The following is a 25,380-nucleotide window of genomic DNA, read 5'->3' on the forward strand; positions in this document are numbered from 1 at the left end:
TCACAGTATATCACAGGTCATTTCCCTTTTTCTATTGATAAGTTACAATTTCTTACACTTCACGCGGCCCGGACAGGGAGATTAGACCCCCCTGGATTTAAACAGCGTACTGAGCGATCCGCCCTGCATGATAATCTCGATCGCATCTGCCAGCAGCTGACCAACAGAGAGAATCTTGAAGCGCTCAGGCTTTTCCTCAGGCAGGATGATCGAATCCATAACGACAATTTCACGAATGTTCGGATGGTCCAGCCGCTCGATGGCAGGACCCGAGAAGACAGGATGGGTGGCACAGACAAACGCGTCGAGCGCTCCCTTTTCCTTCAACCCTTCCACCACATTGACAATCGTGGAGCCGGTATCGATCAAATCCTCAATGATAATCGGCGTCTGCCCCTCTACGTCACCTATAATATGAGTGATGACCGACTCATTATGTTTCGGACGCTTTTTAATCATGATGGCAAATGGCGCGTCCAAATAGTTGGCCAGCTTCTCCGCTGTAGAGGCCCGTCCAGCATCCGGGGAGACGACAATCGGATTGACGATCTGCCCTTCTGCAATTTTCTCCTTGAGGTAGTTGGTGATCAGATCCAGCGCGGTGAGATGATCGACCGGTATGTTGAAAAAGCCCTGGATCGCAGATGCATGCAGATCAATCGTGATGATCCGGCTTGCGCCCGCGGTCGTTAAAACATCGGCTACCATTTTGGCGGAAATCGGCTCACGCGGAGCAGCCTTCCGTTCCTGTCTGGAATAGCCATAGTATGGAATGACGAGATTGATCGTTCTGGCTGATGCCCGCTTCGCTGCGTCAATCATGACCAGCAATTCGACGAAGTTCTCGTTGATCGGATGAGAGAAGGACTGCACGATGAAGACATCGCAGTTCCGAATGGTTTCCTCATAATGGACATAGATCTCGCCGCTTTTAAAGCGAGAGATGGAGACGCTGCCCAGCTCCTGTCCCAATTTTTCACCTATGATTTTCGCCAGCTTCGGATTCGAGCTCCCTGAGAAAATCTTTATTTTTTCACTATACATAAAATCCTCCTGCAGGTTAATTACTCATCTCCTTCATTATACAACGGAAGCGAGACATTTAAAAATAAACCAGTTCTCTTTTTCGACGGGAAAAGGTCGCCAGCTGGGTGTATCCTATCTCTTTCAAGCAAGCTCGCGCTTCGTCCAGATATTGGGACAAGCGCTCTGGCTGATGGGCGTCCGATCCAATCGTCAGCGGTATGCCCAGCTCCAGCGCATAGGCCAGCATGCTGCGCTTGGGGAACATCTCTGCGACCGGCATGCGCAGCCCCGATGCGTTCAGCTCAATCGCCATATCACAATCGCGAATGACTTCCAGCGTCTGACGCTCCAGGTGTTCCACACTTTCCACAGGCGCATAGCCGAAACGCTTGATCACATCGACATGTCCGATATAATCATACAGACCCGTACGCGCTGCCTTCTGAACCGCATCGTAGTAGGCTTCATAGACCGCCAGGCGATCTCTGCCTTCCCACTGACCCGTCTGCCGATAGTCGGTCACATCCCATTCACCGAGAAAGTGAACCGAACCAATGACATAATCCCACGGATACTTGTCGATGATCGCGGCAATCTGGTCTTCATAACCTTCTATATAGTCTCCCTCAAGCCCGATACGCAGATCAATCTGGTTCTTGTACGTTTCCTTCAATTGCAGGCATTCCTCCACGTACCTGGGCAGCTCCTCCATCGACATCGCCATTTCCGGGTAATAGGTATCCGGATTCACATGGAGAAGAGGCATATGATCGGACAGACCCAATTGGTCTAGTCCGATCTCTATGCCCCGTTTGACGTAATCTTCCAGATCACCCTGTGCATGTCCGCAGCGGGCATGGTGGGTATGGTAATCAATCTTCATGACTCTCTCCGCCTTTGCCAGCCGAATGTCTGCGTCTCAGCTCCATCATGACGTCATCCAGCGGCAGCTTCTGTTCACGCAGCAACACCATCAGATGGAACAGCAGGTCGGCCGATTCATAACGAAGCTCCTCGGCATCCCGATTTTTGGCGCCGATGATGACCTCCGCTGCTTCTTCCCCGACTTTTTTCAGAATCTTGTCCACACCCTTGTCGAACAGGTACGTGGTGTAGGCTCCCTCCGGACGCTCTGCCTCACGCCGTGCAATGAGGGCTTCCAGCTCTGCCAGAATTGCGAAGCGGTCCTTCTCAGCCGGCGCAGCCTTCGTCGTTCCTTGCAGCTCCTCTGTAAAGCAGCTGTATGTACCGTTATGGCAGGCAGGCCCTTCCGGCTGAACCTGAACGAGCAAGGTATCCGCATCACAATCGAACTGGATACGGACTACCTTCTGAATGTGCCCCGAGGTCGCACCCTTGTGCCAAAGTTCCTGTCTGGATCGGCTCCAGAACCAGGTTTCCCCGCTTTCCAGTGTCTTCTTCAGAGAAACTTCGTTCATATAGGCCATCATCAGCACTTCTTTGCTGGCTGCGTCCTGAACAATGGCAGGAATCAGACCCTGTTCATTGAATTTCAACTGGTTGATCTCGACGTTCATCTGACCTCAACTCCTTTTTCCCGCAGGTCCTGTTTGACCTCGCTGATGGCAATTTCTTTATAGTGAAAGATAGTAGCGGCCAGCGCCGCATCCGCTTGTCCTTTGGTGAAAGCTTCATGAAAATGGGCCACCTGCCCTGCCCCGCCGGAAGCGATGACCGGTATGGACACACTGCCTGAGACGGCACTTGTCAGCGGTACATCAAATCCGTCCTTGGTTCCGTCCGCATCCATGCTCGTCAACAAAATTTCTCCAGCACCCAGCTGTTCAACACGCTTGACCCATTCCAGGGTCTTGATGCCGGTCGCCTTTCTGCCGCCGTGTGTATACACTTCCCATTCCTGCCACTCTGCATTATAACGCGCATCTACCGCCACGACGATACATTGCGAGCCAAACCGGCGTGCACCGTCAGAGATGAGCTGGGGATTGTTCACAGCTGCGGTATTGATGCCTACCTTGTCTGCTCCGGCACGTAATATGCGTGTCATATCCTCGACCGCGGAAATACCGCCGCCAACGGTGAAAGGGATGGAAATCTCGCCAGCCGTTTGACGTACCACTTCCACCATCGTCGCTCTGCCTTCTACGGAAGCCGAGATATCCAGAAACACCAGTTCATCTGCATGCTCCCGATCATACAGTGCAGCAAGTTCCACCGGATCGCCGGCATCTCTCAGATTCACAAAGTTAACGCCTTTCACCACGCGTCCATCCTTGACGTCGAGGCATGGAATAATTCGCTTGGTCAACATCAGCAATCCTCCATTCTGACAACGGACGTTTTTTTCAAAAACTGCCGCAGCAGCTCCATGCCGAGGGAACCGCTCTTCTCCGGATGGAACTGCATGCCGTACAGGTTGCCATCGGCCACGATCGCCGTCACGTCCTGGTGGTAATCCGTGGTGGCGAGCAGGTGCTCTGAACGCTCTACCCGGGCGTGAAAAGAGTGAACGAAATAGACATGTCCCTCTTCCAGACCCTCCAGCAAGGTATCGCTTTGTTTGAATGCCAGTCGATTCCATCCCATGTGCGGAATCTTGTAATCCCCCTGGAATTTGACGATATGTCCGGGAATGAGATTCAAGCCCTCATGCTGACCGTATTCCTCACTGGTCGTAAACAACAGCTGCATGCCCAGGCAAATACCGAGCAGCGGCTTGCCCTGCTGTACATATTCCTTGACCACCTGATCCAGTCCGCTCTCTCTCAGATGGAGCATCGCATCGCCGAAAGCACCGACACCAGGGAGGATCGCACCGTCTGCCGCCAGAATGTCCGCAGCGTTGCCCGTCACGTTCACCTCATACCCCAACCGTTCTACAGCCTTACTTACACTATGCAGATTTCCCATGCCGTAATCTATGACTGCAATCACGTTTCTAGAGCACTCCTTTCGTGGAAGGCACACCCTGAATGCGCGGATCAATCTGTGTCGCTTCATCCAGTGCTCTTCCCAGTGCCTTGAATACCGCTTCAACCATATGGTGGGTATTGCGTCCATAGTGTACAATGACATGCAGGGTCATGCGCCCTTCCAGTGCAAGTTTCCATAAAAACTCATGCACCAGTTCCACGTCGAAACTGCCAACGCGGCTGGCAGGAAACTCCCCCTTCAGCTCAAAGTGAGGCCGATTGCTCAGGTCCACGACCACTTGTGCCAGCGCCTCATCCATGGGCACGAACACGCTCGCATAGCGTTTCATCCCTTTTTTGTCCCCGAGTGCTTTCACCAGCGCCTGACCGAGACATATGCCGATATCCTCTACTGTATGGTGATCATCGATCTCGATGTCTCCTTTGGCTTGTACATCCAGATTGAACTGTCCGTGCTTCGTAAACAGATCCAGCATATGATTCAGAAAAGGCACATCGGTATCGAGCTTGGTCGTACCTGTACCATCTACATGAAAGGAAAGCTGGATATCTGTTTCATTCGTTTTGCGTGAAATGCTGGCTTGCCGATTCGTCGTTTCTGTCATGCTATTCCCCTTCTTTCTCCAATCTGACTTGAATGGCCTTCGCATGCCCATCCAGCCCTTCACTCAAGGCCAGGCGAACGATATGCTCCCCATTTTGAAGCAATGCCTCCCTGGAATAATAAATGACGCTTGATTTCTTCAGGAAGTCATCTACATTTAGCGGAGATGAGAATCTCGCGGTTCCGTTGGTCGGCAAAATGTGATTCGGTCCGGCAAAGTAATCGCCGACTGGTTCCGAGCTATACCGGCCCAGGAAGACCGCACCTGCGTTCTCCACTTTCCCCAGCCAGTTCAGCGGATCGGAGACCATGAGTTCCAGATGCTCCGGTGCAATGCGGTTGACCGTCGCCATGCCTTCCTCCAGGTTTGCAGCCAGCAAGATAGCGCCATGACGCTCCAGCGAAGCAAGCGCAATGTCTTTGCGCTGCAAATGTGCCAGTTGCTCTGCCAGTTCGCGCTGTACCTCATCAGCCAGTCTCTCACTGTCCGTTACCAGGATGGCGGAGGCCATTTCGTCATGCTCGGCCTGAGACAGCATGTCCGCCGCGACATAAGCAGGCTCAGCCTGCTCATCGGCGAATACGACAATGTCGGTCGGTCCGGCGATACTATCGATGTCCACGACGCCGTATACATTGCGCTTCGCCAGCGCGACATAAATGTTGCCGGGACCACAGATTTTATCGACGGGACGGATGGTTTCGGTGCCATAGGCAAGTGCCGCTACGGCCTGAGCCCCGCCTACCCGATATATTTCCGTTATACCGAGTTCATGAGCCGCTACGAGAATCGCCGGATTGATACCGAGCACCCCATTGGTGCCTGGCGGCGTCACCATCACGATCTCCTTGACGCCTGCAACCTGGGCAGGAATCACATTCATCAGCACCGACGAGGGATAAGCCGCCTTGCCTCCCGGTACATAGACGCCCACCCGCTCCAACGGACGCAGGATCTGTCCAAGCAAGCTGCCATCTGTCTGAAGGTCCATCCAGGACTGGCGTTTTTGCTTCTCATGGAAACGGCGAATGTTGTCTATGGCGAGTCTGAGCGAAGTCAAAAATGGCTCATCCACGTGCGCATACGCATCCAGCATTTCAGCTTCGGATACACGAAGCGTGTCAATCTCGACCTTGTCCAGTTTCCTCGAAAGCGCGAAGAGGGCCTGATCTTTTTCCTTTAATACGTGCTGAATGATTGCCTGTACCGATTCGTTCTGCTCCGGTGAGCCGTATTCAAATGTCCGCTCAAGCGCAAATTCACTCGCGCTCATCACCTTGCATGGATTCATTTCGTTCCCTCCTGTCCAATGACCGATTGAAGCTGATCACAAAGACGCTGAATCCGTTCATTTTTCAATCGATAGCTCACACGATTGGCAATTAATCGACTAGTGATCGAGAACATTTCCTCCAACTCCTCCAGCCCGTTTTCACGAATGGTCTGACCGGTTTCCACCATATCTACAATCCGGTCCGCCAGTCCGATCAGCGGCGCGAGCTCAATCGAGCCATTGAGCTTAATCACTTCGACCTGCTGTCCCTGCTGCCGGAAATATTGAGAGGCCACGTTCGGATATTTGGTGGCGACCTTCGGATTGAATACCGGTTCCCAATCCTTGGTGCCGATGATGGACATGCGGCACTTGGCAATGCCCAGATCGAGCAGCTCATAGACGTCACGATCTTCCTCCATGAGCACATCCTTGCCGACGAGACCAATGTCTGCTGCGCCATACTCCACATAGGTGGGCACATCGACTGGCTTCGCCATGATGAATTCCATTTCCAGCTCAGGCACCGGAATGATGAGCTTGCGGGAATCGCCGTAATCTTCAGGGGTTGGAAGACCTGCTTCCTTGAACAATTTGGTTGCCTGTTTATAGATTCTGCCCTTCGGCATTGCTACCTTTAACCAATCCTTCATTGCTACTGCTCCTTTTCGAACCTGCACGTTCAACATTGATGTTCTGGATCTGTCGTGAGTCGGACATGCGGATACCGTATAGTCGATTATAACTGAATCGGGATAATCTCGTCGTACGGACGACCTTCATAGGTCAGGCCATGCTCATCCTCTTCCCACGAAGCGTCCTTCACTGTTTGAACCAGTTGGGTCTCTACAGACCAGCCCTGCTGCTCACGCAGCTCTCTCGCATAGGAAAAGGCTTGTTTTCGCTGCGAACTCTCATATACAACCAGTACCCGCTTCGGTTGTTTCTCTTCTGTATCTGCCACTTCAAGGATACGGTTGGTCTTGAGGGCGAAGCCGGTCGCTGGCGCTGATCTGCCAAACTGGGTAAGCAGGTTGTCATAACGTCCGCCGCTGCACACCGGAAAGCCCAGATCGGAAGCATAGCCTTCGAAGGTCATACCGGAATAATAGGAGAAATCGCCGATCATGGTCAGATCAATCAGGACATAGGAATCGACGCCGTAGTCTTCCAGCACGCTCCACAGAGCGCACAGGTGATCGATAGACTGCTGGGCCTGCGGATCATTCGTCAGTTCCCGTGCCTGCTCGCAGATTTCCTCTCCGCCTCTGAGGCGCAGTACACCTTCGAGCTCACGTTTGGCTTCTGTGGGCAGACCTAATTGATGCAGCGTCTCCCGATAGCCGACGTGATCCCGTGAAAGCAGACAAGCTTTGAGCTGCTGCTGGGCTTCTCCTTCATCCGCCAATGTTTCTCTGAATAATCCCTGCAAGAATCCAACATGACCGAGCGCGATCTTGAAGGAATCTACGCCCGCTGCTTTCAAGCTGGCTACAGCGAGAGCGATCATCTCACCATCTGCTTCTGCGCTGCCATCGCCTATCAGCTCCACGCCCGTTTGGAAAAATTCAGCTTGTCTGCCCGCCTCTTCTTCAATGGAGCGGAAGACATTCTCATGATAAGAAAGCCGGATCGGCATGACTTCCTCTTTCAATAAAGAAGAGACCACACGCGCAATTGGAGCGGTCAGGTCAGAGCGAAGAACCATCGTCGTTCCCCGCTTGTCAAGCAGCTTGAACAGCTTCGGATCGGACGTTGTACTGGCTACACCGACCGTGTCGTAATATTCCAGGGCCGGGGTCTTGATCTGACGATATCCCCAGCTCTGCATACAGCTCAGCACACGCTCTTCAATGGCTTTCAGCTTGGCTGCTGCTTCCGGAAGATAATCCTTCACGCCCGTCGGTTTTTCAAACATTTTTGGCTTTGTCATCTCACGTTCACATCCTCATATCCTCAACGATTTTGTCCGTTTCACATTGCATTTCTGTTTCATTTCCTATTCGAGTTTCTCACGAATAAAGCGAGTCACCTTGGTGAGCTATACGTTGAAACTGCCGTGTAAGGTTAAGCGAATCACTTTAGCGGGCTGTCTTTACATACTGCCGTGTAAGAGCGAAACGCTTTAGCGTGCTACCATGCTACCAAATTAAAGAATAATCGCTATTTTAGCATGAAAGCCTGACACCGTCAATCGCACTGCCTCTACAAAAATAAATACGACCTCTATATAAACAGAGCTCGTATCAGGTAGACGTCGTTTGATCAGGAAGGATCGGACTCTGCCGATTCCGGCTGGCGAATGACACGCATGGGGTTGCCGGCAACAAAGCTGCCTGCCGCAACATCCTTGGTCACTACCGTGCCTGCTCCAACTACGGCGTGATCGCCAATCGTAACGCCTGGAAGAATGGTGGAATTGGCTCCGATCATGACATGCGAGCCGATATGCACGTCTCCCAGACGGTATTCCTTGATCAAATATTCATGCGTCAAAATGGTGGTATTGTAGCCAATAATCGAATTGGTTCCGATATGAATTTTTTCAGGGAAAAAGACGTCCACCATCACCATTAGTGCAAAGGCGGTATGGGGTCCGACTTCCATCTTCAATATACGGCGATAGATTGCATTTTTCCAGGACAGGATCGGACAGTACCTGGCAATCTGAATCCATATGAAGTTCCATATCCCTTTCAGTGGATGGACGGTACGGTAAATCTGCCATAATGCATTGGGCCCGTCCACCGGATAGCGAGTGGTCTTCCTCACTGCGACTGATTCTCCTTGTTTACAAGATGAAGCAGCTCGTTCATGTCTTCAATGATGGTGTAGGGCTGAAAGGTTTGCAGTAGCTCCTTGTCCTTGAGAGACCAGGAGACCGCAACGCTTCTTACACCAGCCCGATTGGCTGCCTCGATGTCGTACGGGCTGTCTCCGACCATGAGCGTTTGTCCAGGCTCGGCATTCATCTCCTGAAGCGCACGCAGAACCGGCTCGGGATGAGGCTTGGGATGCTGTACATCTTCCACCGTAACGATGGTATCCATGTAGTCCATCAGCTTGCACAAGCGGAGGCCTTTCTCACTGGTCAGGCGTACCTTGGATGTGACGACACCCATGCGCACGCCTTGCTGCTTCAAGGCTTCGCACACTTCCAGCGTATGCGGAAAGGCTCGCACCAGGTCATCATGCCGCTCCAGATTGTACGTGCGGTAGAGTTTCACCAAATCCTCAACATCTTCTTCCTCTGCCCGATTCGTAAAATAACGAAGCTGTGTGTTGAGCGGCTTGCCCATGTGCTGAATGAGCCAATCTCGCGTAAGCGGCTTGAAGGATCGTCCTTCCATGACATGCATGAAGCTTTCTATAATCAGTTCATTTGTATCCAGAATGGTGCCATCCAGATCAAACAAGACGGTGTTTATCATATCTCTGTCTATACTCCTTTTTGTTGCCTTCAGGCTTGGGCTATGATTGCTGGGAGGGTCTCGTTACATATCCTTCACGCTGGATCGGGTCCTGATATCGTTGATCAGCCCAACCCTTGCGTCTTCTCACGACGACGAGAATAGCCGCAACCACGATAATAACCAGACTGATGAATTGCGCCATCCGAATGTTCTCATCGGTTGCGATCGCTCCTTGCTCACCAAACAGCCAGGACATCGGAGTCCATAATCCGTTCATGAAGGACGCCAGCCATTCCGGCCCCTGAAAGGCAAGGCTATCCGTGCGCAGGCCTTCCACAAAATATCTGCCAATGGAATACCAGACGATGTAGGTCATGAAGACTTCGCCTGCCCGCATAAAGGAGCCTCTGCGAATCAGGATCAGAAGAATCAGACCTGCCAGATTCCACAGCGATTCGTACAGAAAGGTAGGATGATAGAACTCTCCATTGATATACATATGATTGACGATAAAATCAGGCAAGTGAAGGGTGTCTCGCAGGAAACTTTCTTCTACGGGTCCTCCGTGCGCCTCCTGATTCATGAAGTTCCCCCATCGACCGATCATTTGACCGGCAATCAGGGAAGGGGCACAAATATCCGCGATGCGCCAAAAGCTGTATCCCTTCATCCGGGTATAGATGACGGCCGCAATGATGGCCCCAATCAGCGCACCATGTATGGCAATACCGCCCTGCCATATGGCAAAAATCTCAAGCGGAGCATCTTGATAATTCTCCCACTCAAACAGTACATAATACAGTCTCGCCACAATGATGGCACTTGGCGCGCCGATCAACAGCAAGTCCATGAAAAATTCGGAAGGAATCTTGAATCGCTTCCCTTCCTGAATGGCCAGCAGCAAGCCTGCCAGCGCAGCGGTACCCAATATGATGCCATACCAGTGAACATTGATCGGTCCCAGTGAAAACGCAATGGGATCAATGGCGAAATACGTCATGTTATCCTCCAATCCCTATCCTTAATCCATGTCATCCATGTCTTCGGATATGGTCTCCGTCAGCTTGTTGGTAAATTGCAAGGCCGCATTGTAGCCCATTCGTTTCAATCTGAAGTTCATGGCCGCAACCTCGAGAATGACGGCCAAATTTCGTCCAGGACGAACCGGAATGGTCATAAGCGGTACATCGGTTTCCAGTATCTTCGTTGTCTCTTCATCCAGACCGAGACGGTCGTACTGCTTATCCGGTTCCCAGTTCTCCAACCGGATGACCAGGGTAATGCGTTTTACGTTGCGAACGGCACCCGCTCCGAACAGGGTCATGACGTTAATAATGCCGACACCACGAATCTCCAGCAGATGCTTGATCAGGTCGGGGGCGTTGCCATACAGCACATTGTCTGCGGTCTGTCTGATCTCTACTGCATCATCTGCGACCAGACGGTGGCCTCTCTTCACCAGCTCCAGAGCCGTCTCACTTTTCCCGATGCCGCTGCCACCCGTAATGAGCAAGCCAACGCCATACACATCCACCAGCACGCCATGAATGGTCGTCGAAGGTGCGAGGCAGTTTTCCAAAAATCCGGTAATCCGACTGGCCAGGATGGTCGTCGGAACCGGGCTGCGCAAAATGGGGAAGTCCAGTTGCGAGGCAACCTCCACGATTTCCGGTGGAATCTCCAGCTCTCTTGTAATGATAATGCACGGCGTTTTCTCATGGCACAATCGGCCAATCCGCTCATGCTTCTCCTCCTGGGTCAATTGCTCGAAAAACGAAATTTCCGTTTTGCCCAGAAGCTGAACACGGTCTTTTGCGTGGTATGTAAAATATCCCGCCATCTCCAGTCCCGGTCGATTCAAATCAGGTACGGTTATTTTACGGCTCAACTGACTCTCGCCGCATAAGACTTCCAGTTGAAATTCCTGAACAAGCTCTTGCACTCTTAGTTTTTTCGCCATATGCCCTTCTCCTTTGTTTCGGACATTTTTCTATCCACTTCATCGTAATGGAATTATCCACCGATTTCAAGAAAAACGTCTTTCTCCTATCCGCTTCGTTCTGTCGTGAATTCGTTGACAACTGAAAATCAATGCCAAAAAAAGAGACAGTCCATGACAGACTGCCTCTTTGGCTGGTTCAATCGAACCGGATTTATTCGATTTCGAAGATGTTCAATTCGTTCTCTTTGTCGAACATGTGCGTCTTGTTCATATCGAAAGCAAGCTTTACGTTCATGCCTTCTTTCAGTCCTGCACGACCATCGACACGAGCGATGATCGTATCGCTGCCGATTCCGTTCAGGTACAAGAACATTTCATGACCCAAGTTTTCCGCTACTTCGATATGAGCATTGACGATGCTGTTCGGAGAAGCTTCGAGGAAAACAGGCTCTTGGTGGATGTCTTCTGGACGAACACCCAGAACAACTTCCTTGCCAATGTATCCTTTATCGCGAAGGACTTTCGCTTTGCCTTCCGGTACAACGACATCCACGTTATTCGCCTTGAAGCGAACGCTGCCGCCTTCTTCGGAAAGGGAACCTGCGATGAAGTTCATGGACGGGGAACCAATGAATCCGCCAACGAACATGTTAACTGGCTTGTTGTACACCATTTCAGGAGAAGCAGCTTGCTGGATGATGCCGTCTTTCATGATAACGATACGGCTACCCATGGTCATCGCTTCTGTCTGGTCATGCGTTACGTATACAACAGTCGTTTCAAGACGCTTGTGCAATTTGCTGATTTCCGCGCGCATCTGAACGCGAAGTTTGGCATCCAAGTTGGAAAGCGGCTCATCCATCAGGAAGACCTGCGGCTCACGGACGATCGCACGACCGAGTGCGACACGCTGACGCTGACCACCGGAGAGAGCTTTCGGCTTACGCTCAAGCAAATGCTCGATATCCAAAATTTTTGCTGCTTCACGCACGCGTTTTTCGATTTCTGCCTTTTTGAATTTACGAAGTTTCAGACCAAACGCCATGTTCTGGTACACGTTCATATGCGGGTACAAGGCATAGGATTGGAAAACCATCGCAATGTCGCGATCTTTTGGCGCAACGTCATTCACAAGACGGTCACCGATAAACAATTTTCCTTCGGAGATTTCTTCAAGACCTGCGATCATACGAAGTGTAGTGGATTTACCACAACCGGATGGTCCAACAAGTACAACGAATTCTTTATCTGCAATCTCTAAATCAAAATCTTTAACGGACGGCTCTGCAGCACCTGGATACTTTTTGAAAATATGCTCTAAACGTAAACCTGCCATTTTGGATATCCCCCTATCGGTTCATTAAGTCTACGTATATGATATAACAGCAGACCTGCTTTGACTATGCACAAAGCCTACAAAAAATTCAGGGTCTTTTCGTCACTTTGTACAACAGCATGGCTATTTTCACCAACACGGCATCATGAAACTTCCGGACATCGAGGCCCGTTTCCTGTTTGAATTTATCCAGTCGGTAAATGAGGGTATTGCGATGGATATACAGCTTCTTCGCAGTTTCACTCACGTTGCAGTCAAGCTGGAAAAACTGCTCCAGTGTCAGCGCAGTCTCCGCATCCATTTGAACATGCATGTGCGTGAATACTTGATCCATATAGTGCTGCTTCGCTGGTTCGGGTATGGACTCAAGCAGCCGTTCAAGATGAAGCTGCCAGGGAACATAGATGAACTGCTCCGGTTGAAAATGCCTGCCGAGAGCGAGCGTTTCCTTGACATGATGGAGTGCTTTTACGAGCATCCTGTGGGGGGGTATCGGCAGATCCACGCTGACCACTACTTCACTGATCCATTCCGTAGCCAGCATCTCATGCAGTCCCAGACACAGATTGGTCAGCACTTCCTCCCTTGGCTCCGGCTCCCCTTCCTCGTCATCCTCCGTATACAAGACCGTCTCCGGTGCGAGCAGCAGCCATTCTCGATGAGGCAGCGCAATCACCAGCAGATTTTCCTCAAAGAAGGATTCGAGCAGCTTTCTCAGTTCGTCCTCCCTCTCGGGTGGAACATCGACCGCGGCTTGCAACAGCATGGGGATTCTGGGCTCGTTTAACTGATACTTCTTCACCCATTCCTCCGGCATCTCTGCATCCATATGCCCCATATTCCATTGCTGCAGCAGCCAATCCCGCATCTGTTCCTCCTGACTGTCATTGGCTCCATGGCCCGGATCAACTGGACCGGAAGCCTGTGCAAGATCAATCAGCATGTGAACCAGCGAGAATTCATGGTGAGACAACGTGTGGTCATGTATGAGAAGGACACTGACATGCTCGGCCTGTTCCGCCAGAAGAAAGGCCTGGTTAGGGGAATCGGCAGGGTGGTTCTCCCAATCCGTTCGTGGCCAAAGCACGACTTCAACAGCATGTCCGAACACGTTCTCCAGCTGGTGTGCAAGTTGTTTCCATCCTTGATGTAATGTCGTTGCCATATGGACGTCTCCCTTGTTCGAAGAATACGACTTGTCCTTCGGTTATCGTTGTGTTTATTGTATCTGTGATGCTAGCGGGAGTAAAGACGGAATCCAATTGTGGCGATCTGCACATGCTACATGGCATGAAGAGGGTGAAAGGAACGTCGGACATGTCAATCATGAAGCTGCCGTATGGAAATCAGTCTGTTCAGCTCTCCTTGCCATCCGGCATGAAATCGACTCCCATTGTATATGAAGGAGCCGCTTTCTACGATGGAACCGATCCGGCAGCCATTTATGCCGCGGAGCAGGAGATTCTACTGGCCGCTATGCATAAGCCCGTCGGCACTCCCCCGCTCCATGACATGTACAGGGCAGGCCAACAGGTTGTCATCTTGGTCAGTGACGGCACTCGTCTTGCACCATCCTGTCGGTTCCTGCCGCTTCTAATTGCCAGTCTGGAAACACGCGGAATGCATGCATCCGATCTGACAATTGTGGTGGCACTGGGCAGTCATCGCAGACATACACAAGGAGAGCTTCAAGCACTGGTGGGTAGAGCGGTATATGAGAAGTATGAGGTGGTGAACCATTCCTCGCGGTGGGAGGACTGCAAGCTGTTAGGCTGGACGAGTCGAGGAACGCCTGTCGCCTTGAACAGCCGAGTCGTGGAAGCTGATCTGGTGATTGCTACGGGAGGGATTGAGCCCCATCGGATGGCGGGCATGTCGGGAGGGATCAAGGCCCTGTTCCCCGGGTGTGCTGCAGCTGCCAGCATCACCCACAACCATCATCTGGGTATGGAGGCAACAGAAAAACCGGGCGATATACGCAACCCGGTTCACGCGGACATGCTGGAAGTATTGCGATTCCAGCCTGTTCATTTTCTGTTGAATGTCATCGTCGATCATGAGCGCCGTATTCTTGCAGCGGTCGCCGGCGACTGTATGCAGGCGCATGCATACGGCTGCCAACTGGTCAAAAAGCTGTTCTTCACCAAGGTAGAAACCCAGCATGACCTGGTCCTGGTTTCTGCGGGAGGCTCTCCGAAGGACGTGCATCTGTATCAGGCGCTAAAAGCCTTTCAGAATGCAGCCGACTTCACCAGGCCAGGCGGGAGCATTGTGTGTGTAGCAGAATGCCCGGAGCATTATGGAAACGGCCATTTTCAGCAACTCATTCAAAGCTCAGCCACAGTGGCAGACATGGATCAACGGGTTCGAACCATGTATCAGCTCGGGGCGCACAAAGCGATCACGCTTCACAAGCTTGTTCAGAGATTCGCACTCTATCTCTATTCCGCGATGCCACCTTCTCTCGTGGAAGCTTGTGAGATCATCCCGATTGTCCAGTTAGCAGACCTGGAAGCGCTCATCCATGATATGTGGGCTTCGCGTTATTTGGACCCTACATTTTCTTCTGCCTGGATGCCATTTGGCTCCATCACATACTCCAGCGGCTTAACCTGATCCACTTCTAAGGTTGCGGTTTGCAGGAAATACAGATATTCCTCCACTTGTTGAATGCCGCCTTCAAGAAGGGTGATCATTTTATCGATGTGCTTTTTCTGATAAAGCGCATTCAAAGGTCTCACTTTTCCTTTCTGAATCGGCAAGACCGCATCGAGATGCTGATTCTTCTGCATCTCCAGCAAGCGCTGCACGGCCTGTGGATGCAGCGGTTCTTCTTCATAGCCGACCACCCACAACAGAGGTTGCTTGGCCAGAGAGAACCCAGCATGCATCGCAGTCAAGGGGCCCTTGTGTGAATAAAAATCCGTAATGATTCTTACACTGCTTCCAAAACATCTGAGTAAATGCTGTGGATAATCGGTGACCACAATGACCTCGCTGCACACCTCTTTCATGGCATACAGATGTGATTCAATGCATTGCTTCATTTTCGAAGCCTTGAATGATTCGGTGGATACGTGCTCGGAGTTCTCCACCCTTCCTCCAGCTAAAATCATACCGGTTAACATGGTCAGCTTCCCCTTTCTCAATCCAAATCATCTATACCTGATCCTTCTTCGCCGTCTGAGACCCATGCTTCTGCTACATATTAGAGCGTGTATAGCTTCATTATGAACAGGGATTTCCGGCCAAACAGTAATTAATCTCACAATCTGTTCAAGAAAATCTGTTCATTTCATACTTATTTGTGAGCTTTATCACAAAATGTTCAGTGCAGCTTCGCTATGCTTATAACAACAAACCAATTCAGGAGGCGGAGCTCATGGCGATGCACATGAAATCAACGACAAATATTCACAATACACGATTTTTTACTGAGGCCAATCTGGAGCGCATGAAGGATATTATGTACGATCATCATATTGATCAGGGAACGTATTTGTACCGTGAGGGAGATGCAGCAAAGAAACTGTATTTCATTCAGGAAGGCCGGGTCAAGCTGACGAAGACGACACCGGAAGGCAAGGAATTCATTTTGCATATGTTCCATAGCGGGGATCTGCTCGGTCAAATGGACCCCAATGAAAGCTCTACGCATCAGTTTAACGCGGTGGCGGTTGAGAGCTGCAAGGTGGGGATGATTCAGCTGCGGGATCTGGAAGTGCTGTTATGGCAATTCGGGGATCTGGCCGTGGAGTTTATGAAGTGGATGGGGACCACACAGCGGATTACGGAAACCAAGTTCAGAGACCTCATCCTGTTCGGAAAGCCTGGCGCACTCTGTTCGACGTTGATTCGGCTCGTGCATACGTATGGAGAGGATACACCGGAAGGCAAGCGCATTACCCGCAAGCTGACGCATACGGATCTGGCTGAGATGATCGGTGCGACACGCGAGAGTGTCAATCGCATGATCAATGACTTGAAACAAAAGGATGTACTGCATATGGAGAGCGGGTGCATCGTGGTGAAGGATATGGACTACCTGAAAGACATTTGCCACTGTGAGAACTGTCCGCTGGACATTTGCCGCATCTAGCCGGATGAAGCTATTCCCGATCTGGAACCATTCCGGCTGGTCAAGCAAAAGTAAACGCCTGAAAAATAAGTTTCGTCTGGCATCGTTAAGCTCCCCTCGCATCAGACAGTTGACTGTTCCAGCTGTTTGCTGCAAGGTGGAGCTTTTTTGTATCCCTTCATGTCGGATGTTTTTCAATATATGTTGCCCACGGTATCACTCATCTAGGATCGGCTGATCTTCTTCGTTCCACTGTAAAGGCCGCTTGCAGCCAGCCCCATGGTCAGTCCGGTCAACCCACCCTGCAAGGCGTTCCCCGGGGAAACATACAGGGTACCAAACATCACTCCGACGATGATTGCAACGACCGGCGACCATTTTACCGGAAGGCCCAATTGCTTGCACACCGATACGAGGGCGACAATGACGGGAATGAGGGCAATATCATATACTTCCATGTTCATCCTTGTTCCTCCTTTACGATATATCCTTGAAACCCGAGCCGTTCGAGAGCCTGTTTCATCTGCTCGGCATGTTTCGGGTTTGTGTAAGCTCCTACCTGTACCTTGTACAAGGAAAGGGGAGCCGTTTCCTCTACCTGATCAGGTTGAGGCCTTTTTTCGTTTGCAGACGGATGGGCGATGCTCCCCTCTCGGCTTTTCAGTTGGGGGTGATCATTTGCATCGGTCTGCGCTTTATTTTGCAGCTGATAATAGTCCGTGACGGCTTTGGCGATGGCGCTCGCACACGTTCTGCGATAGGCATCGCTTTTTAATCGTTCACAGCTCTGGCGATGTGTCATAAACTCACATTCGATCAGCACGGCCGTCATGGCTGTTTCACGCAAAACGTGGAAATCGGCGGTCTTTACCCCGCGATTTTTGCGTCCGGTTGCCTGCACAAGTTCGTGTTGAATGCGCTCAGAGAGTTGCCAAGCTTCCTTGGGCTTGCTCTTGTAAACGAAAGTTTCAATGCCGTTCACTTCATTCCACTGGCCAGCGCCATACGCATTCGCATGGATCGAAATATATACATCCGCTCCCCAGTCATTGGCGCGATCGGTTCGGGAGCGCAGCGGCGTATCAGTGTTCGGTTGGTAAGGGTACAGAATCTCCACTCCCTCATATTGGAGGAGGGCCTCGCCCAGATAGGTGGCGGTGGCATGATTAAAGAAAAATTCCCGCAGGCTGCCATCCGGACATCGTTTGCCTGCTGTATGGGGACCATGTCCGGCATCAATCGCTATTTTCATCAGATGATTTCACCTCCAGAAGCTTCCATGCTGACAAGGTCGTCAGGTGGTCAGGTGGTCCTGAATATTACAAGATGGAAGGTTGATTGTCTTTTTCATTTTTTGTAGTTGGAGACGGGATGATGATGCCATATCCGATGCATTTATACACGGGGCTGGTTGTCCATTTTCGCCTCCAGCGCATTCAGTTTGTCGATGACAAGATCATATTTCTCCGCAAATTTGGACAGCACTTCATAGTGCCGGTTTGCCCGCTCCTCCGACTCCTTGCGCAATTCACGAATTTCCTTGCGAAGCAGCACCTCCCGCTGTTCGGAGGATCGCAAGTGCCAGTAAAAAAGGAAAACAAAAAGGACCGCGAACGGTCCATAAAGGGTGAAATAATCCAACAGGCTCAATTCATCCTGCACGGCCTTCACCTCCTTTGTATTGATTCATATTGAAATGATTCAAGCGACAATATTGCAAAGAGCAGATTTACAGCCATCCTTTGCTGACTAATTCTCGCATCAGATCTGAATACGACTGCTCCAATGCAGACATACGTTCATAAGCTGCTGATAATTATTGAGCAAGATCTTCCTTTTCTTCAAGTAGCATTTCTATGTCCGTGACCCGCGGTTGCTGATTTCTTAGCTCATGAATTCGATTGGCATCCATTCCCTCATTCCAGTGTCCATCTTGAAAAGTCGGTTGGAACAATCCATCTGGAGGACGGATATCCGTATGATACGCTGGCAAAAGTTGATGATTTTCCAACACCACGGTATCTATGAAATGTCCATTCTCATCAAAATGATAGGCTTGTTTCATCGTTACCTCCTTAAGTCATGAATGAAAAGTGAAAAGCGAAAGTACCTGGTGCACCAATATGAATCCTTGCTTCTCCATTTGGCTGAATACTCATTTGTGAAAAGCTACTGTCATTGTTGCGTACAATAGGTACTCTGATTTCTTGTACTGGCCTGTAGCCCGCAGGTAACACAAAACAAACAGAAGGCTGTAAAGCCCCATCCTTAAATTGGCCTGTTACATGAACGACTCCAAACTCATCTTTTTTAAATTTTGGTTTGTTTGTAGAGTCTGAAACAACCCATCCATTAAGCAGTACAGGTTCTAACCATTGGCCACTGCCTTTTTTAGCATAGTCACGCTTAATCTGCGAGACTTGCATACTCTGATCGGTGGAATGCTGTACAAGCTGATCAAGCACTGATTTATGACTGGCTGAATATTCGACATCTGCCTTTTGTGCATGGGTTGTGAGTGCGTATTTGTCTAGAGCAGTATATACCACGGTATACGTTGCGGTTGCGTCGAAATTAGTATGATAAATATTTACTCGTTCATTACCATAAGGGCTTCCATCTGATAAGAAGCTCCATTCAGCTGTTGCATTTTTTGAATCCTTTAGAATTCTAATTATTTTACCTGCTCTATATTTCAGCAGTCCTTGTTTAGTAGTCACATCGTGATCATTATTTATATGATAGTAGTTCCCACTTTGTACAGGAGTCGCTCTCTCCATATATAGTCCTTCTCCAAGTTCAATTTGATTGTCTCCGTCAAAAAATGAAAGATCGCCAATCATCGGAACTTCTTCCTCATATGGAATTGCAAGTTGATATTGGAGTTGATAAGGTGTATAGCCCTCATCGTTCATTGAAGTAGGCAAGCTTAATGTTCCATTACTTCCTATTCCGTCTGTACCTATTTTAGTCCATGCTTTTGTACCTGTGCCATTGTAAGGTTGCCCGCCAGACGCAGATTTCGTCATCTTCCAACCGTAGAAATATGCCTTGATTTCTGCTGCTGATGGAGTATATGTTTCCCCCCATCCGCTGTCCGTGTCGGAGATGGATAATTGAAAATACCCAGATATATTGGAATTAAATGAAGTGCTGTCTGCTTCTGTCGAATAGTTTCCAACAGTTAAAATCTGTCCATTACTTTTCGATACTAATGGCTTGTGATCAACTGTGGGTACAAGATCGTTGACATAAACGCGTTTAAAACCTGTATAGTCCGCACCAAATTTCCAATCCATCGACCCATCTAATACCTTAGATTCATACTTCCTTGTCACATGCGCCTTACCGTCCCGAATTGATAATGTATCTTTGACAGTATGGTCAGGGTTGGATCTGAGGGTAGTTTCAAAGAGTAACATGTCTTCATTTTGCGGTTCAAACGGAAGGGCGATTGAACCTGAATTAAGCATGATATCATGTGCGTAGACAGGTGAAGTAGAAGAGGTAGCTCCATTTCTTAAAAACCTGATGAGAACCGGACTTTGTGTAGGGGTAAACGAGAAAGTGCCATACCCTGAAGAAAAGTTCATGTAGCCGATCTCATTGGTAGATGAAGAATATCCCGCCATAATACGTAGGGATGTATCATCATTTGCTTTCTCCGCATGTAGAGACAACGTATAAGCTTGATTAGGAATGACATCGGACCAAATCCCTCTTCCATATACATCGGTAGAGCCATTTCTAATGGCGAGTTTTCCGTTCTCCCAAATGTTGTTGTGACTGTTGGTTCCCGTGCCCTCGTTATAGTCATATGGTTCTTGCGGAAGCAGATTTTTTGCTTTCCGAATCAGATAGGGATGAGTAAGCGATTGAATACTATCCACATACGGCAATATATCATTCAGGCTGGGGTTTGAACTCGTTGTATACGTGGTCCCTATTGCGTTATAGAGATCTGAGGACACTTCATATAGACGAATGGCATCAAAAAATGCAGTAGCAGTCGAAGTTCCACTTAGCGCAATAGAAAGTCGAAACCCATTTCCCACAAGTGTATTTGACTGCGGAATCTTCACATGCACAAGTTGCCAAGAACCTATCTTCGATCCTGATGCCAATGCAGAATATCTGAGCTCAAAAGTTCCTACATCGCCCAGCCCCACATAAATGGAACCCGAATTGTAGGATTCTACATAGACCCAAAAGGCAAGAACATATTGTTTGGAAGTATTCAGTGCATATTGATAATCCTTAAAGCAGGTCGAACCTGTTCCATTTGAAGTTAGTTTGATCGATGTTGTACCGTTCCAATACTTCGTTGAGGACAATTCGGCTGTTCCGCTAATCTGAAATGGTGTGAGTGATTCGCAGGAACCATCCTTTCCAAGAATATTAACAAGCGTATGTCCTTCTATTTTTTTTACATTCACCCCGCTTGCCATATCTGTGGAAACCAAATTGGTTCCTCTTTGAAGAGTTGCAGACTGGATATCCCGTTGATTGAGCGTAGATTCTACCGTATCCAATCGATTATTGGATGATTGAATTTCGGTGTCCAGGGTTTCAAAGTTTTCATTAAATTCTTCACGCAGCACATAATCTGAATCTTGCCACTTATGAAGTTGCAGGTTTGTCGTCTTCTCACTGCTCAATCCAATTACCTCCTTTATTTCATTCATCTACTACTGCTCGACATTAATCCAGGAGCGATTATACAAACATTTCTTCTGCTTCCTGCCACGTTTTCACTCTAAGCTGCTGCCAGGTCATTTGACTGGCTTCCAGTTCACGCCATGGCAAATACGTGTATTTGAAAAGGGTTTGCAAGTGAGCCGGGATGATATCGACAATAGCTTGTTTAATGTCATCTAAATTAGTGGGTATGCCCCTTTTCCCAATGAACGTAACTTCGATCTGATAATCAGTCGGCTTTTCCTGAACACTGACTTCACCATTCAAATAAGCTTCGGCAACATTTTTGATGAGCTCAACCGTTACCGTTCCAATTCCCCTGAGCTTCGATTTGAGAACGGCTCTTCTCTGTTCCAAAGACTTGCTTTCATCCGTTACAATCCCGCAAAGCTGCTCCCATCGATGAAGCCCCCACGTCGCAGTATCCATAAAGAACTGACGCAACACATCCTGAATCTCTTCATAAATGCCTTCCAACTCGGTGCCTTCAGATGCAATCAGATTCATGACGATGCGTGAATCTCGATAATAAGGAGGAAGCATTTCGCTCATAGAAGATTGGAAATCTTTAATTGGAGCAAATCTGACTGTCATCCATCCACCACCGTCCCCAAAACCGCCACCTCTCCATCTGAAATGAATACATTTCCAACTCCCCCGTTTACCGTTAAATCTGTATAATCGATCACGGCCTCTGCATTCAAGATAGCATTCGCAATCTGTGTATACCTAACAACGGGATCAAAGAAAGCCAATGTCTTCAAATATGCAGTAATGTGTTCAGATATTTGTTGAATTGCCTCTGACTGAAGGACTCCCTGCATGATAGTGAGTCGCACCTGAATATGAACAGGTACCTCTATCGCTCCCTCTACCATTACATTTGCTCCAATCGGACGCACCTCTTCGATATACGTGCTTACCGAATCCACGATTTCTTGTGGAGGAGCCGTTTTTTCTTCATCCAGCAATACAATTTTCACTGTACCAGGCTGATTATTCCAAAGTGGATATACTTTTGCATCCGAAACACCGGCTACTTCTTTAGCCCAGTGAATATATTGGTTTTTGTTCCCGCTCGTTGCAGGCTTGCGCACACGATCATAATATCGATTTAATAATGATTGATCATTTTCTTCATTCGCTCCTCCATCGAAAGGAGCACGATTCACAACGGATACGATACCAGCCAGATGACCAGATACGAGGATAATCTGATTGGCATCAACATTCCCATCAGCCCCGCCCTTTTGCGCTTCAGCTGAAACTTGCACTTCTCCGCCTACAATCACACCTTCTTCAGTCGTCATAAAAGACTGGGAATCATTTTGGGTTCCCGCTTCTGTCAGTAGCAGGGTTCCTGCTGGGATGATCGTCCCCTCAGGACCAGATATCGTGACTTCCCCTACTGCTCTCACCGCAGGCTTGCGATACACACCCAGTTCTTGACATCGCAAATCTAAAAATGGTCCATAGGTTGTATCTGCAAACCCAAATTGCAATACTTGATCAAGCTGGGTGTACATTTCAGCCATTTCAATCGCTGCTGGCGACAACAAGTCATACGTAATCGAGCCCTGTCTCTTATCCAAATCTGTTGGAGAAGCATCCAGAAGTCGGTTTAATATCGCTTGTTTGGTTTGATTTTCATAAGACATTTACAACCTCACCTCCTCATTTATCACACCTGCATTCGTTTCTACTGTAAAAGAGACAAGCCATCCTTCCGGCTGTTCCGTCAGTTGAAAATCTCTTACTTCGATTATTCTCTCATCATAGATCAAAGCTTCTTTGATCAATCGGGGGATCTCCATCCGAATTAAAGAGGAAGAACTGTTGCTTTCCAACAATTCTTCCAATTCACTACCATATTGATCATCATAGATCAGAAATCTGTTGCGAGCCGTTAGCAACGCTTTATTAATCCATTGCCGAATCGCGTTCATACCTTGAATACGACCCGTGAATGTTCCACGATCAAAATCAAAACCATACGTCTGACTCGGTGATAGATCAGAAACAGTCGGTTTCACATTTGTGTTTGTTTCCGAGAATGGGGTAAGAGCCATTAGACTTTCACCACCTTGTCTAGAATGATATATTGTTGATCATTTGAATGGGAGGCAACCAGCACGCGGTCTCCCGGTGACAGAACGGTACGTACCGTTGCAAATTGCGATTGTGTACTGCCTTCATACAGCAATTCCAGTCTATGCTCCAATAAATGCTCCGCAACAATCAAGTCTTCCTGATCCAAAATGAAACGGAGATGATCAATTTGAATGGAAAGTTGTGGTGGGGGGCTTTTGACAGTTGCCAGTTCCAGTCGAACATCGATATTTTTCCCCAGACTTCGTATGAGTTGCACTAACTGGGATGCACCGCTTTTACTTGTTTCGATCAACTTCCTCACCCCCATTTAAGTTGTGGTTTCCGAGGTATATTCTAAGGTAGGCAATGAATCTGATATAGACAGGCCCAGAGACATCTGATGGACGCCATTACTGAAGGAGTGAGAATCGGAGACGACATAATAGATGGCATCAACTTGATTCATGGTTTCCTTCACTCGAACGGATGATCCGGATGTCACTCGAATGTCCCCTATTGCCTCCACACTGATTTCTTTTTTCACCTGGTTTAATTCACGCAGTAACTGCCTGGCTCTCTGATCGAGCTGAGATTTATTGGTACCAGCATCCATCGATTCTTCATGTTGCATTAACCCATACCGCTCAATGGATGGCGGGTCGTTGATCAAACTCAAATCGGTATAATCAATTTCATCTCCGACTTTCAATCTGATTTGATTACGCAAATCCTCTATACTTCGTGAACAGGAAAGATCCAACAAACTAAAACCACTTTGCAATAAAAAAGGAGAGGCTGTTTTTACTTTTCTCAATTCCAGTTTGCCCTTTGCAGAATAAATAAAAAAACGCTCTCCCGTTTGATTGAATGTTTCGGTAAGAGCGGTAATCATCATATCCCAAAGCGTCTTGTTGCGCATAATCAAACTTGGATGAACATACTCAGTGTCCTCCAGTACACCAAAAGGAATGTCATAGTCCTGACAAAGCTGGTGAATGATTTGCGTGGCGGTATGATGTCTGAACCTTCTGGAATCTGTGGTTTTTGTTAAGTAAATGTTTGCATCATAAGCCACGATTGACATACCACCGTTCATATCCATCGTCGATGAAAAAATAAATCCCCTGAATATTTCCTCATCTTGATAAAGCATTAGTATTTCTTTCCCTTCTTCAATCTGAAGTACAGGGGTTAGACCATTCTTGGTATTGTTCAAATCAAGTTCTAATTTACGAAAGCCTTGTTCACGTTCGCCAGACCAGGTCATCGACTTTACAATCGAATCCATATAGATTTTATTCTCATATACAATTCGGATTTGTCTACTCATGATGGCATCACCAACACTTGTTGCGGTTTGATCAAATTAGGATTAGGACCAATCACCGCTTTATTTAGCTCATAAATTTTTCTCCATTTGCTCCCGTCACCCAGATTTTTCTGAGAAATCTTCCATAATGAATCCCCGGGTTTCACCGTATATCTGGAAGGGTTTACGACTGTATTTGCTCTTCGTTGCGAAGGATCTATTACTTTCTCTTCCTCATCCAATGCATAAACAGGGAAAGTAAAAAACTGATATTCTTTCAATTTCAGGCTGAAATGAATATCTCCAGGTTCCCCTGCCTTTTCTTCAATGTCCAGTGACCTTATCGTCGCAGCCATGTTAATCGAAGTTCCGGTAATTTTTAAGCGAATCGGTTCCCCAGACTCCTGCCAACGTTTCAATCTGTTCACTGCTTCCCAAGGCTGCGGTATATTCTCATATTCACAGAAAGTCGCATTATAATGTTTAGGAAAAAAAGAGGAGAGGCTAATCTCTGCCAGTTGTCGAAAACCAGGGACGGTACGTTCGCCGTAATGATTGACCTCAAAATCCTGATAATCGTGTGAACTAGAAAGTTCATAATTGACCGGATTTACTGGCAACTGAAGCTGCTCTTCATAATTACGAAAGGAAAGCCAAAACTCCAAATTTGCATTCATTGCATCACCTGCTTTCT

General features: G+C 48.6%; 29 protein-coding genes. 2 read left to right on the forward strand and 27 right to left on the reverse strand.

What is annotated here, in order from left to right:
• Positions 1–81: 81 nt before the first annotated feature.
• The 15 genes from ACFSUC_RS05205 to ACFSUC_RS05275 all read right to left on the reverse strand — a co-directional run bounded on the left by ACFSUC_RS05205 (position 82) and on the right by ACFSUC_RS05275 (position 13,675).
• Positions 82–1,044, reverse strand: coding sequence for a ribose-phosphate diphosphokinase (locus ACFSUC_RS05205; protein WP_379928421.1), 963 nt, complete (start codon positions 1,042–1,044; stop codon positions 82–84).
• Between the two features lie 58 nt (positions 1,045–1,102).
• Complete coding sequence (gene hisJ / locus ACFSUC_RS05210; protein WP_379928422.1) at positions 1,103–1,909, reverse strand: histidinol-phosphatase HisJ; 807 nt, start codon at positions 1,907–1,909, stop codon at positions 1,103–1,105.
• Positions 1,899–2,564 carry a bifunctional phosphoribosyl-AMP cyclohydrolase/phosphoribosyl-ATP diphosphatase HisIE gene (hisIE, locus tag ACFSUC_RS05215; RefSeq protein ID WP_379928423.1) on the reverse strand — a complete coding sequence of 222 codons (666 nt, stop codon included), beginning with the start codon at positions 2,562–2,564 and terminating at the stop codon, positions 1,899–1,901. The genes hisJ and hisIE overlap by 11 nt, the downstream gene beginning before the upstream one ends.
• Complete coding sequence (gene hisF / locus ACFSUC_RS05220; protein ID WP_379928424.1) at positions 2,561–3,319, reverse strand: imidazole glycerol phosphate synthase subunit HisF; 759 nt, start codon at positions 3,317–3,319, stop codon at positions 2,561–2,563. The genes hisIE and hisF overlap by 4 nt, the downstream gene beginning before the upstream one ends.
• Positions 3,319–3,942, reverse strand: a complete 624-nt coding sequence (gene hisH, locus ACFSUC_RS05225; protein ID WP_379928425.1) for an imidazole glycerol phosphate synthase subunit HisH — start codon at positions 3,940–3,942, stop codon at positions 3,319–3,321. The genes hisF and hisH overlap by 1 nt, the downstream gene beginning before the upstream one ends.
• Before the next feature lie 4 nt (positions 3,943–3,946).
• The gene (hisB, locus tag ACFSUC_RS05230; RefSeq protein ID WP_379928426.1) at positions 3,947–4,546 is read right to left on the reverse strand and encodes an imidazoleglycerol-phosphate dehydratase HisB; all 600 of its coding nucleotides are present in this window, start codon (positions 4,544–4,546) and stop codon (positions 3,947–3,949) included.
• Position 4,547: 1 nt separating this feature from the next.
• Complete coding sequence (gene hisD, locus ACFSUC_RS05235) at positions 4,548–5,837, reverse strand: histidinol dehydrogenase (RefSeq protein WP_379928427.1); 1,290 nt, start codon at positions 5,835–5,837, stop codon at positions 4,548–4,550.
• Complete coding sequence (hisG, locus tag ACFSUC_RS05240) at positions 5,834–6,472, reverse strand: ATP phosphoribosyltransferase (RefSeq protein WP_379928428.1); 639 nt, start codon at positions 6,470–6,472, stop codon at positions 5,834–5,836. Before hisG ends, hisD begins: the two co-directional genes overlap by 4 nt.
• An 86-nt stretch (positions 6,473–6,558) precedes the next feature.
• Positions 6,559–7,752 (reverse strand): ATP phosphoribosyltransferase regulatory subunit, encoded by a 1,194-nt coding sequence (locus ACFSUC_RS05245; RefSeq protein ID WP_379928429.1) that lies wholly within the window; start codon positions 7,750–7,752, stop codon positions 6,559–6,561.
• Between the two features lie 332 nt (positions 7,753–8,084).
• Positions 8,085–8,591, reverse strand: coding sequence for an acyltransferase (locus tag ACFSUC_RS05250; RefSeq protein ID WP_379928430.1), 507 nt, complete (start codon positions 8,589–8,591; stop codon positions 8,085–8,087).
• Positions 8,588–9,250, reverse strand: coding sequence for a pyrophosphatase PpaX (gene ppaX, locus ACFSUC_RS05255; RefSeq protein ID WP_379928431.1), 663 nt, complete (start codon positions 9,248–9,250; stop codon positions 8,588–8,590). Before ppaX ends, ACFSUC_RS05250 begins: the two co-directional genes overlap by 4 nt.
• A gap of 40 nt (positions 9,251–9,290) precedes the next feature.
• Positions 9,291–10,232, reverse strand: coding sequence for a prolipoprotein diacylglyceryl transferase (gene lgt / locus ACFSUC_RS05260; RefSeq protein ID WP_379928432.1), 942 nt, complete (start codon positions 10,230–10,232; stop codon positions 9,291–9,293).
• Between the two features lie 21 nt (positions 10,233–10,253).
• The gene (hprK, locus tag ACFSUC_RS05265; protein ID WP_379928433.1) at positions 10,254–11,192 is read right to left on the reverse strand and encodes an HPr(Ser) kinase/phosphatase; all 939 of its coding nucleotides are present in this window, start codon (positions 11,190–11,192) and stop codon (positions 10,254–10,256) included.
• Positions 11,193–11,385: 193 nt separating this feature from the next.
• Positions 11,386–12,510, reverse strand: coding sequence for an ABC transporter ATP-binding protein (locus ACFSUC_RS05270; RefSeq protein ID WP_379928434.1), 1,125 nt, complete (start codon positions 12,508–12,510; stop codon positions 11,386–11,388).
• Positions 12,511–12,598: 88 nt separating this feature from the next.
• The gene (locus ACFSUC_RS05275) at positions 12,599–13,675 is read right to left on the reverse strand and encodes a PucR family transcriptional regulator (protein ID WP_379928435.1); all 1,077 of its coding nucleotides are present in this window, start codon (positions 13,673–13,675) and stop codon (positions 12,599–12,601) included.
• Positions 13,676–13,827: 152 nt separating this feature from the next.
• Between ACFSUC_RS05275 and larA the strand changes: the two genes are divergently transcribed.
• Complete coding sequence (larA, locus tag ACFSUC_RS05280; RefSeq protein ID WP_379928436.1) at positions 13,828–15,126, forward strand: nickel-dependent lactate racemase; 1,299 nt, start codon at positions 13,828–13,830, stop codon at positions 15,124–15,126.
• Here the strand turns inward: larA and ACFSUC_RS05285 are convergent.
• Positions 15,054–15,638: an NTP transferase domain-containing protein gene (locus ACFSUC_RS05285; protein WP_379928437.1), complete on the reverse strand. Its 585-nt coding sequence runs from the start codon at positions 15,636–15,638 to the stop codon at positions 15,054–15,056. The genes larA and ACFSUC_RS05285 overlap by 73 nt on opposite strands.
• A 254-nt stretch (positions 15,639–15,892) precedes the next feature.
• Here ACFSUC_RS05285 and ACFSUC_RS05290 point away from each other — a divergent pair, with 254 nt between their 5' ends.
• Positions 15,893–16,609: a Crp/Fnr family transcriptional regulator gene (locus ACFSUC_RS05290; protein ID WP_379928438.1), complete on the forward strand. Its 717-nt coding sequence runs from the start codon at positions 15,893–15,895 to the stop codon at positions 16,607–16,609.
• A 203-nt stretch (positions 16,610–16,812) separates the two neighbouring features.
• On the opposite strand, the gene ACFSUC_RS05295 is transcribed toward ACFSUC_RS05290, so the two are convergent.
• The 11 genes from ACFSUC_RS05295 to ACFSUC_RS05345 form a co-directional block, all read right to left on the reverse strand.
• Positions 16,813–17,052, reverse strand: a complete 240-nt coding sequence (locus ACFSUC_RS05295; protein ID WP_379928439.1) for a hypothetical protein — start codon at positions 17,050–17,052, stop codon at positions 16,813–16,815.
• Complete coding sequence (locus ACFSUC_RS05300) at positions 17,049–17,840, reverse strand: N-acetylmuramoyl-L-alanine amidase (protein WP_379928440.1); 792 nt, start codon at positions 17,838–17,840, stop codon at positions 17,049–17,051. The genes ACFSUC_RS05295 and ACFSUC_RS05300 overlap by 4 nt, the downstream gene beginning before the upstream one ends.
• A gap of 143 nt (positions 17,841–17,983) precedes the next feature.
• Positions 17,984–18,250, reverse strand: coding sequence for a BhlA/UviB family holin-like peptide (locus ACFSUC_RS05305; RefSeq protein WP_379928441.1), 267 nt, complete (start codon positions 18,248–18,250; stop codon positions 17,984–17,986).
• A 154-nt stretch (positions 18,251–18,404) separates the two neighbouring features.
• Positions 18,405–18,653, reverse strand: a complete 249-nt coding sequence (locus ACFSUC_RS05310) for a hypothetical protein (protein WP_379928442.1) — start codon at positions 18,651–18,653, stop codon at positions 18,405–18,407.
• Between the two features lie 10 nt (positions 18,654–18,663).
• Complete coding sequence (locus ACFSUC_RS05315; RefSeq protein WP_379928443.1) at positions 18,664–21,246, reverse strand: hypothetical protein; 2,583 nt, start codon at positions 21,244–21,246, stop codon at positions 18,664–18,666.
• Positions 21,247–21,304: 58 nt separating this feature from the next.
• Entirely contained in the window at positions 21,305–21,880 is a 576-nt protein-coding gene (locus ACFSUC_RS05320) for a YmfQ family protein (RefSeq protein WP_379928444.1), read from the reverse strand.
• Entirely contained in the window at positions 21,877–22,944 is a 1,068-nt protein-coding gene (locus ACFSUC_RS05325) for a baseplate J/gp47 family protein (protein WP_379928445.1), read from the reverse strand. Before ACFSUC_RS05325 ends, ACFSUC_RS05320 begins: the two co-directional genes overlap by 4 nt.
• Entirely contained in the window at positions 22,945–23,355 is a 411-nt protein-coding gene (locus ACFSUC_RS05330; RefSeq protein ID WP_379928446.1) for a DUF2634 domain-containing protein, read from the reverse strand.
• A complete protein-coding gene (locus tag ACFSUC_RS05335) occupies positions 23,355–23,690 on the reverse strand; it encodes a DUF2577 family protein (RefSeq protein ID WP_379928447.1) in 336 nt (111 codons plus the stop codon). The genes ACFSUC_RS05330 and ACFSUC_RS05335 overlap by 1 nt, the downstream gene beginning before the upstream one ends.
• A 15-nt stretch (positions 23,691–23,705) precedes the next feature.
• Positions 23,706–24,707 carry an XkdQ/YqbQ family protein gene (locus tag ACFSUC_RS05340; RefSeq protein WP_379928448.1) on the reverse strand — a complete coding sequence of 334 codons (1,002 nt, stop codon included), beginning with the start codon at positions 24,705–24,707 and terminating at the stop codon, positions 23,706–23,708.
• Entirely contained in the window at positions 24,704–25,363 is a 660-nt protein-coding gene (locus ACFSUC_RS05345; protein WP_379928449.1) for a LysM peptidoglycan-binding domain-containing protein, read from the reverse strand. The genes ACFSUC_RS05340 and ACFSUC_RS05345 overlap by 4 nt, the downstream gene beginning before the upstream one ends.
• Positions 25,364–25,380 lie beyond the last annotated feature (17 nt).

It is taken from the genome of Marinicrinis sediminis (assembly GCF_042685085.1).
GTDB lineage: Bacteria > Bacillota > Bacilli > Paenibacillales > KCTC-33676 > Marinicrinis > Marinicrinis sediminis.

Bases quoted from the DNA above. Each gene is read 5' to 3' on its own strand.
- ACFSUC_RS05205 (WP_379928421.1), bottom strand. From the start codon at position 1,044: ATGTATAGTGAAAAAATAAAGATTTTCTCAGGGAGCTCGAATCCGAAG.
- hisJ (WP_379928422.1), bottom strand. From the start codon at position 1,909: ATGAAGATTGATTACCATACCCACCATGCCCGCTGCGGACATGCACAG.
- hisIE (WP_379928423.1), bottom strand. From the start codon at position 2,564: ATGAACGTCGAGATCAACCAGTTGAAATTCAATGAACAGGGTCTGATT.
- hisF (WP_379928424.1), bottom strand. From the start codon at position 3,319: ATGTTGACCAAGCGAATTATTCCATGCCTCGACGTCAAGGATGGACGC.
- hisB (WP_379928426.1), bottom strand. From the start codon at position 4,546: ATGACAGAAACGACGAATCGGCAAGCCAGCATTTCACGCAAAACGAAT.
- hisD (WP_379928427.1), bottom strand. From the start codon at position 5,837: ATGAATCCATGCAAGGTGATGAGCGCGAGTGAATTTGCGCTTGAGCGG.
- hisG (WP_379928428.1), bottom strand. From the start codon at position 6,472: ATGAAGGATTGGTTAAAGGTAGCAATGCCGAAGGGCAGAATCTATAAA.
- ACFSUC_RS05245 (WP_379928429.1), bottom strand. From the start codon at position 7,752: ATGACAAAGCCAAAAATGTTTGAAAAACCGACGGGCGTGAAGGATTAT.
- ppaX (WP_379928431.1), bottom strand. From the start codon at position 9,250: ATGATAAACACCGTCTTGTTTGATCTGGATGGCACCATTCTGGATACA.
- lgt (WP_379928432.1), bottom strand. From the start codon at position 10,232: ATGACGTATTTCGCCATTGATCCCATTGCGTTTTCACTGGGACCGATC.
- hprK (WP_379928433.1), bottom strand. From the start codon at position 11,192: ATGGCGAAAAAACTAAGAGTGCAAGAGCTTGTTCAGGAATTTCAACTG.
- ACFSUC_RS05270 (WP_379928434.1), bottom strand. From the start codon at position 12,510: ATGGCAGGTTTACGTTTAGAGCATATTTTCAAAAAGTATCCAGGTGCT.
- ACFSUC_RS05275 (WP_379928435.1), bottom strand. From the start codon at position 13,675: ATGGCAACGACATTACATCAAGGATGGAAACAACTTGCACACCAGCTG.
- larA (WP_379928436.1), top strand. From the start codon at position 13,828: ATGTCAATCATGAAGCTGCCGTATGGAAATCAGTCTGTTCAGCTCTCC.
- ACFSUC_RS05285 (WP_379928437.1), bottom strand. From the start codon at position 15,638: ATGTTAACCGGTATGATTTTAGCTGGAGGAAGGGTGGAGAACTCCGAG.
- ACFSUC_RS05290 (WP_379928438.1), top strand. From the start codon at position 15,893: ATGGCGATGCACATGAAATCAACGACAAATATTCACAATACACGATTT.
- ACFSUC_RS05295 (WP_379928439.1), bottom strand. From the start codon at position 17,052: ATGAACATGGAAGTATATGATATTGCCCTCATTCCCGTCATTGTCGCC.
- ACFSUC_RS05300 (WP_379928440.1), bottom strand. From the start codon at position 17,840: ATGAAAATAGCGATTGATGCCGGACATGGTCCCCATACAGCAGGCAAA.
- ACFSUC_RS05310 (WP_379928442.1), bottom strand. From the start codon at position 18,653: ATGAAACAAGCCTATCATTTTGATGAGAATGGACATTTCATAGATACC.
- ACFSUC_RS05320 (WP_379928444.1), bottom strand. From the start codon at position 21,880: ATGACAGTCAGATTTGCTCCAATTAAAGATTTCCAATCTTCTATGAGC.
- ACFSUC_RS05325 (WP_379928445.1), bottom strand. From the start codon at position 22,944: ATGTCTTATGAAAATCAAACCAAACAAGCGATATTAAACCGACTTCTG.
- ACFSUC_RS05330 (WP_379928446.1), bottom strand. From the start codon at position 23,355: ATGGCTCTTACCCCATTCTCGGAAACAAACACAAATGTGAAACCGACT.
- ACFSUC_RS05340 (WP_379928448.1), bottom strand. From the start codon at position 24,707: ATGAGTAGACAAATCCGAATTGTATATGAGAATAAAATCTATATGGAT.
- ACFSUC_RS05345 (WP_379928449.1), bottom strand. From the start codon at position 25,363: ATGAATGCAAATTTGGAGTTTTGGCTTTCCTTTCGTAATTATGAAGAG.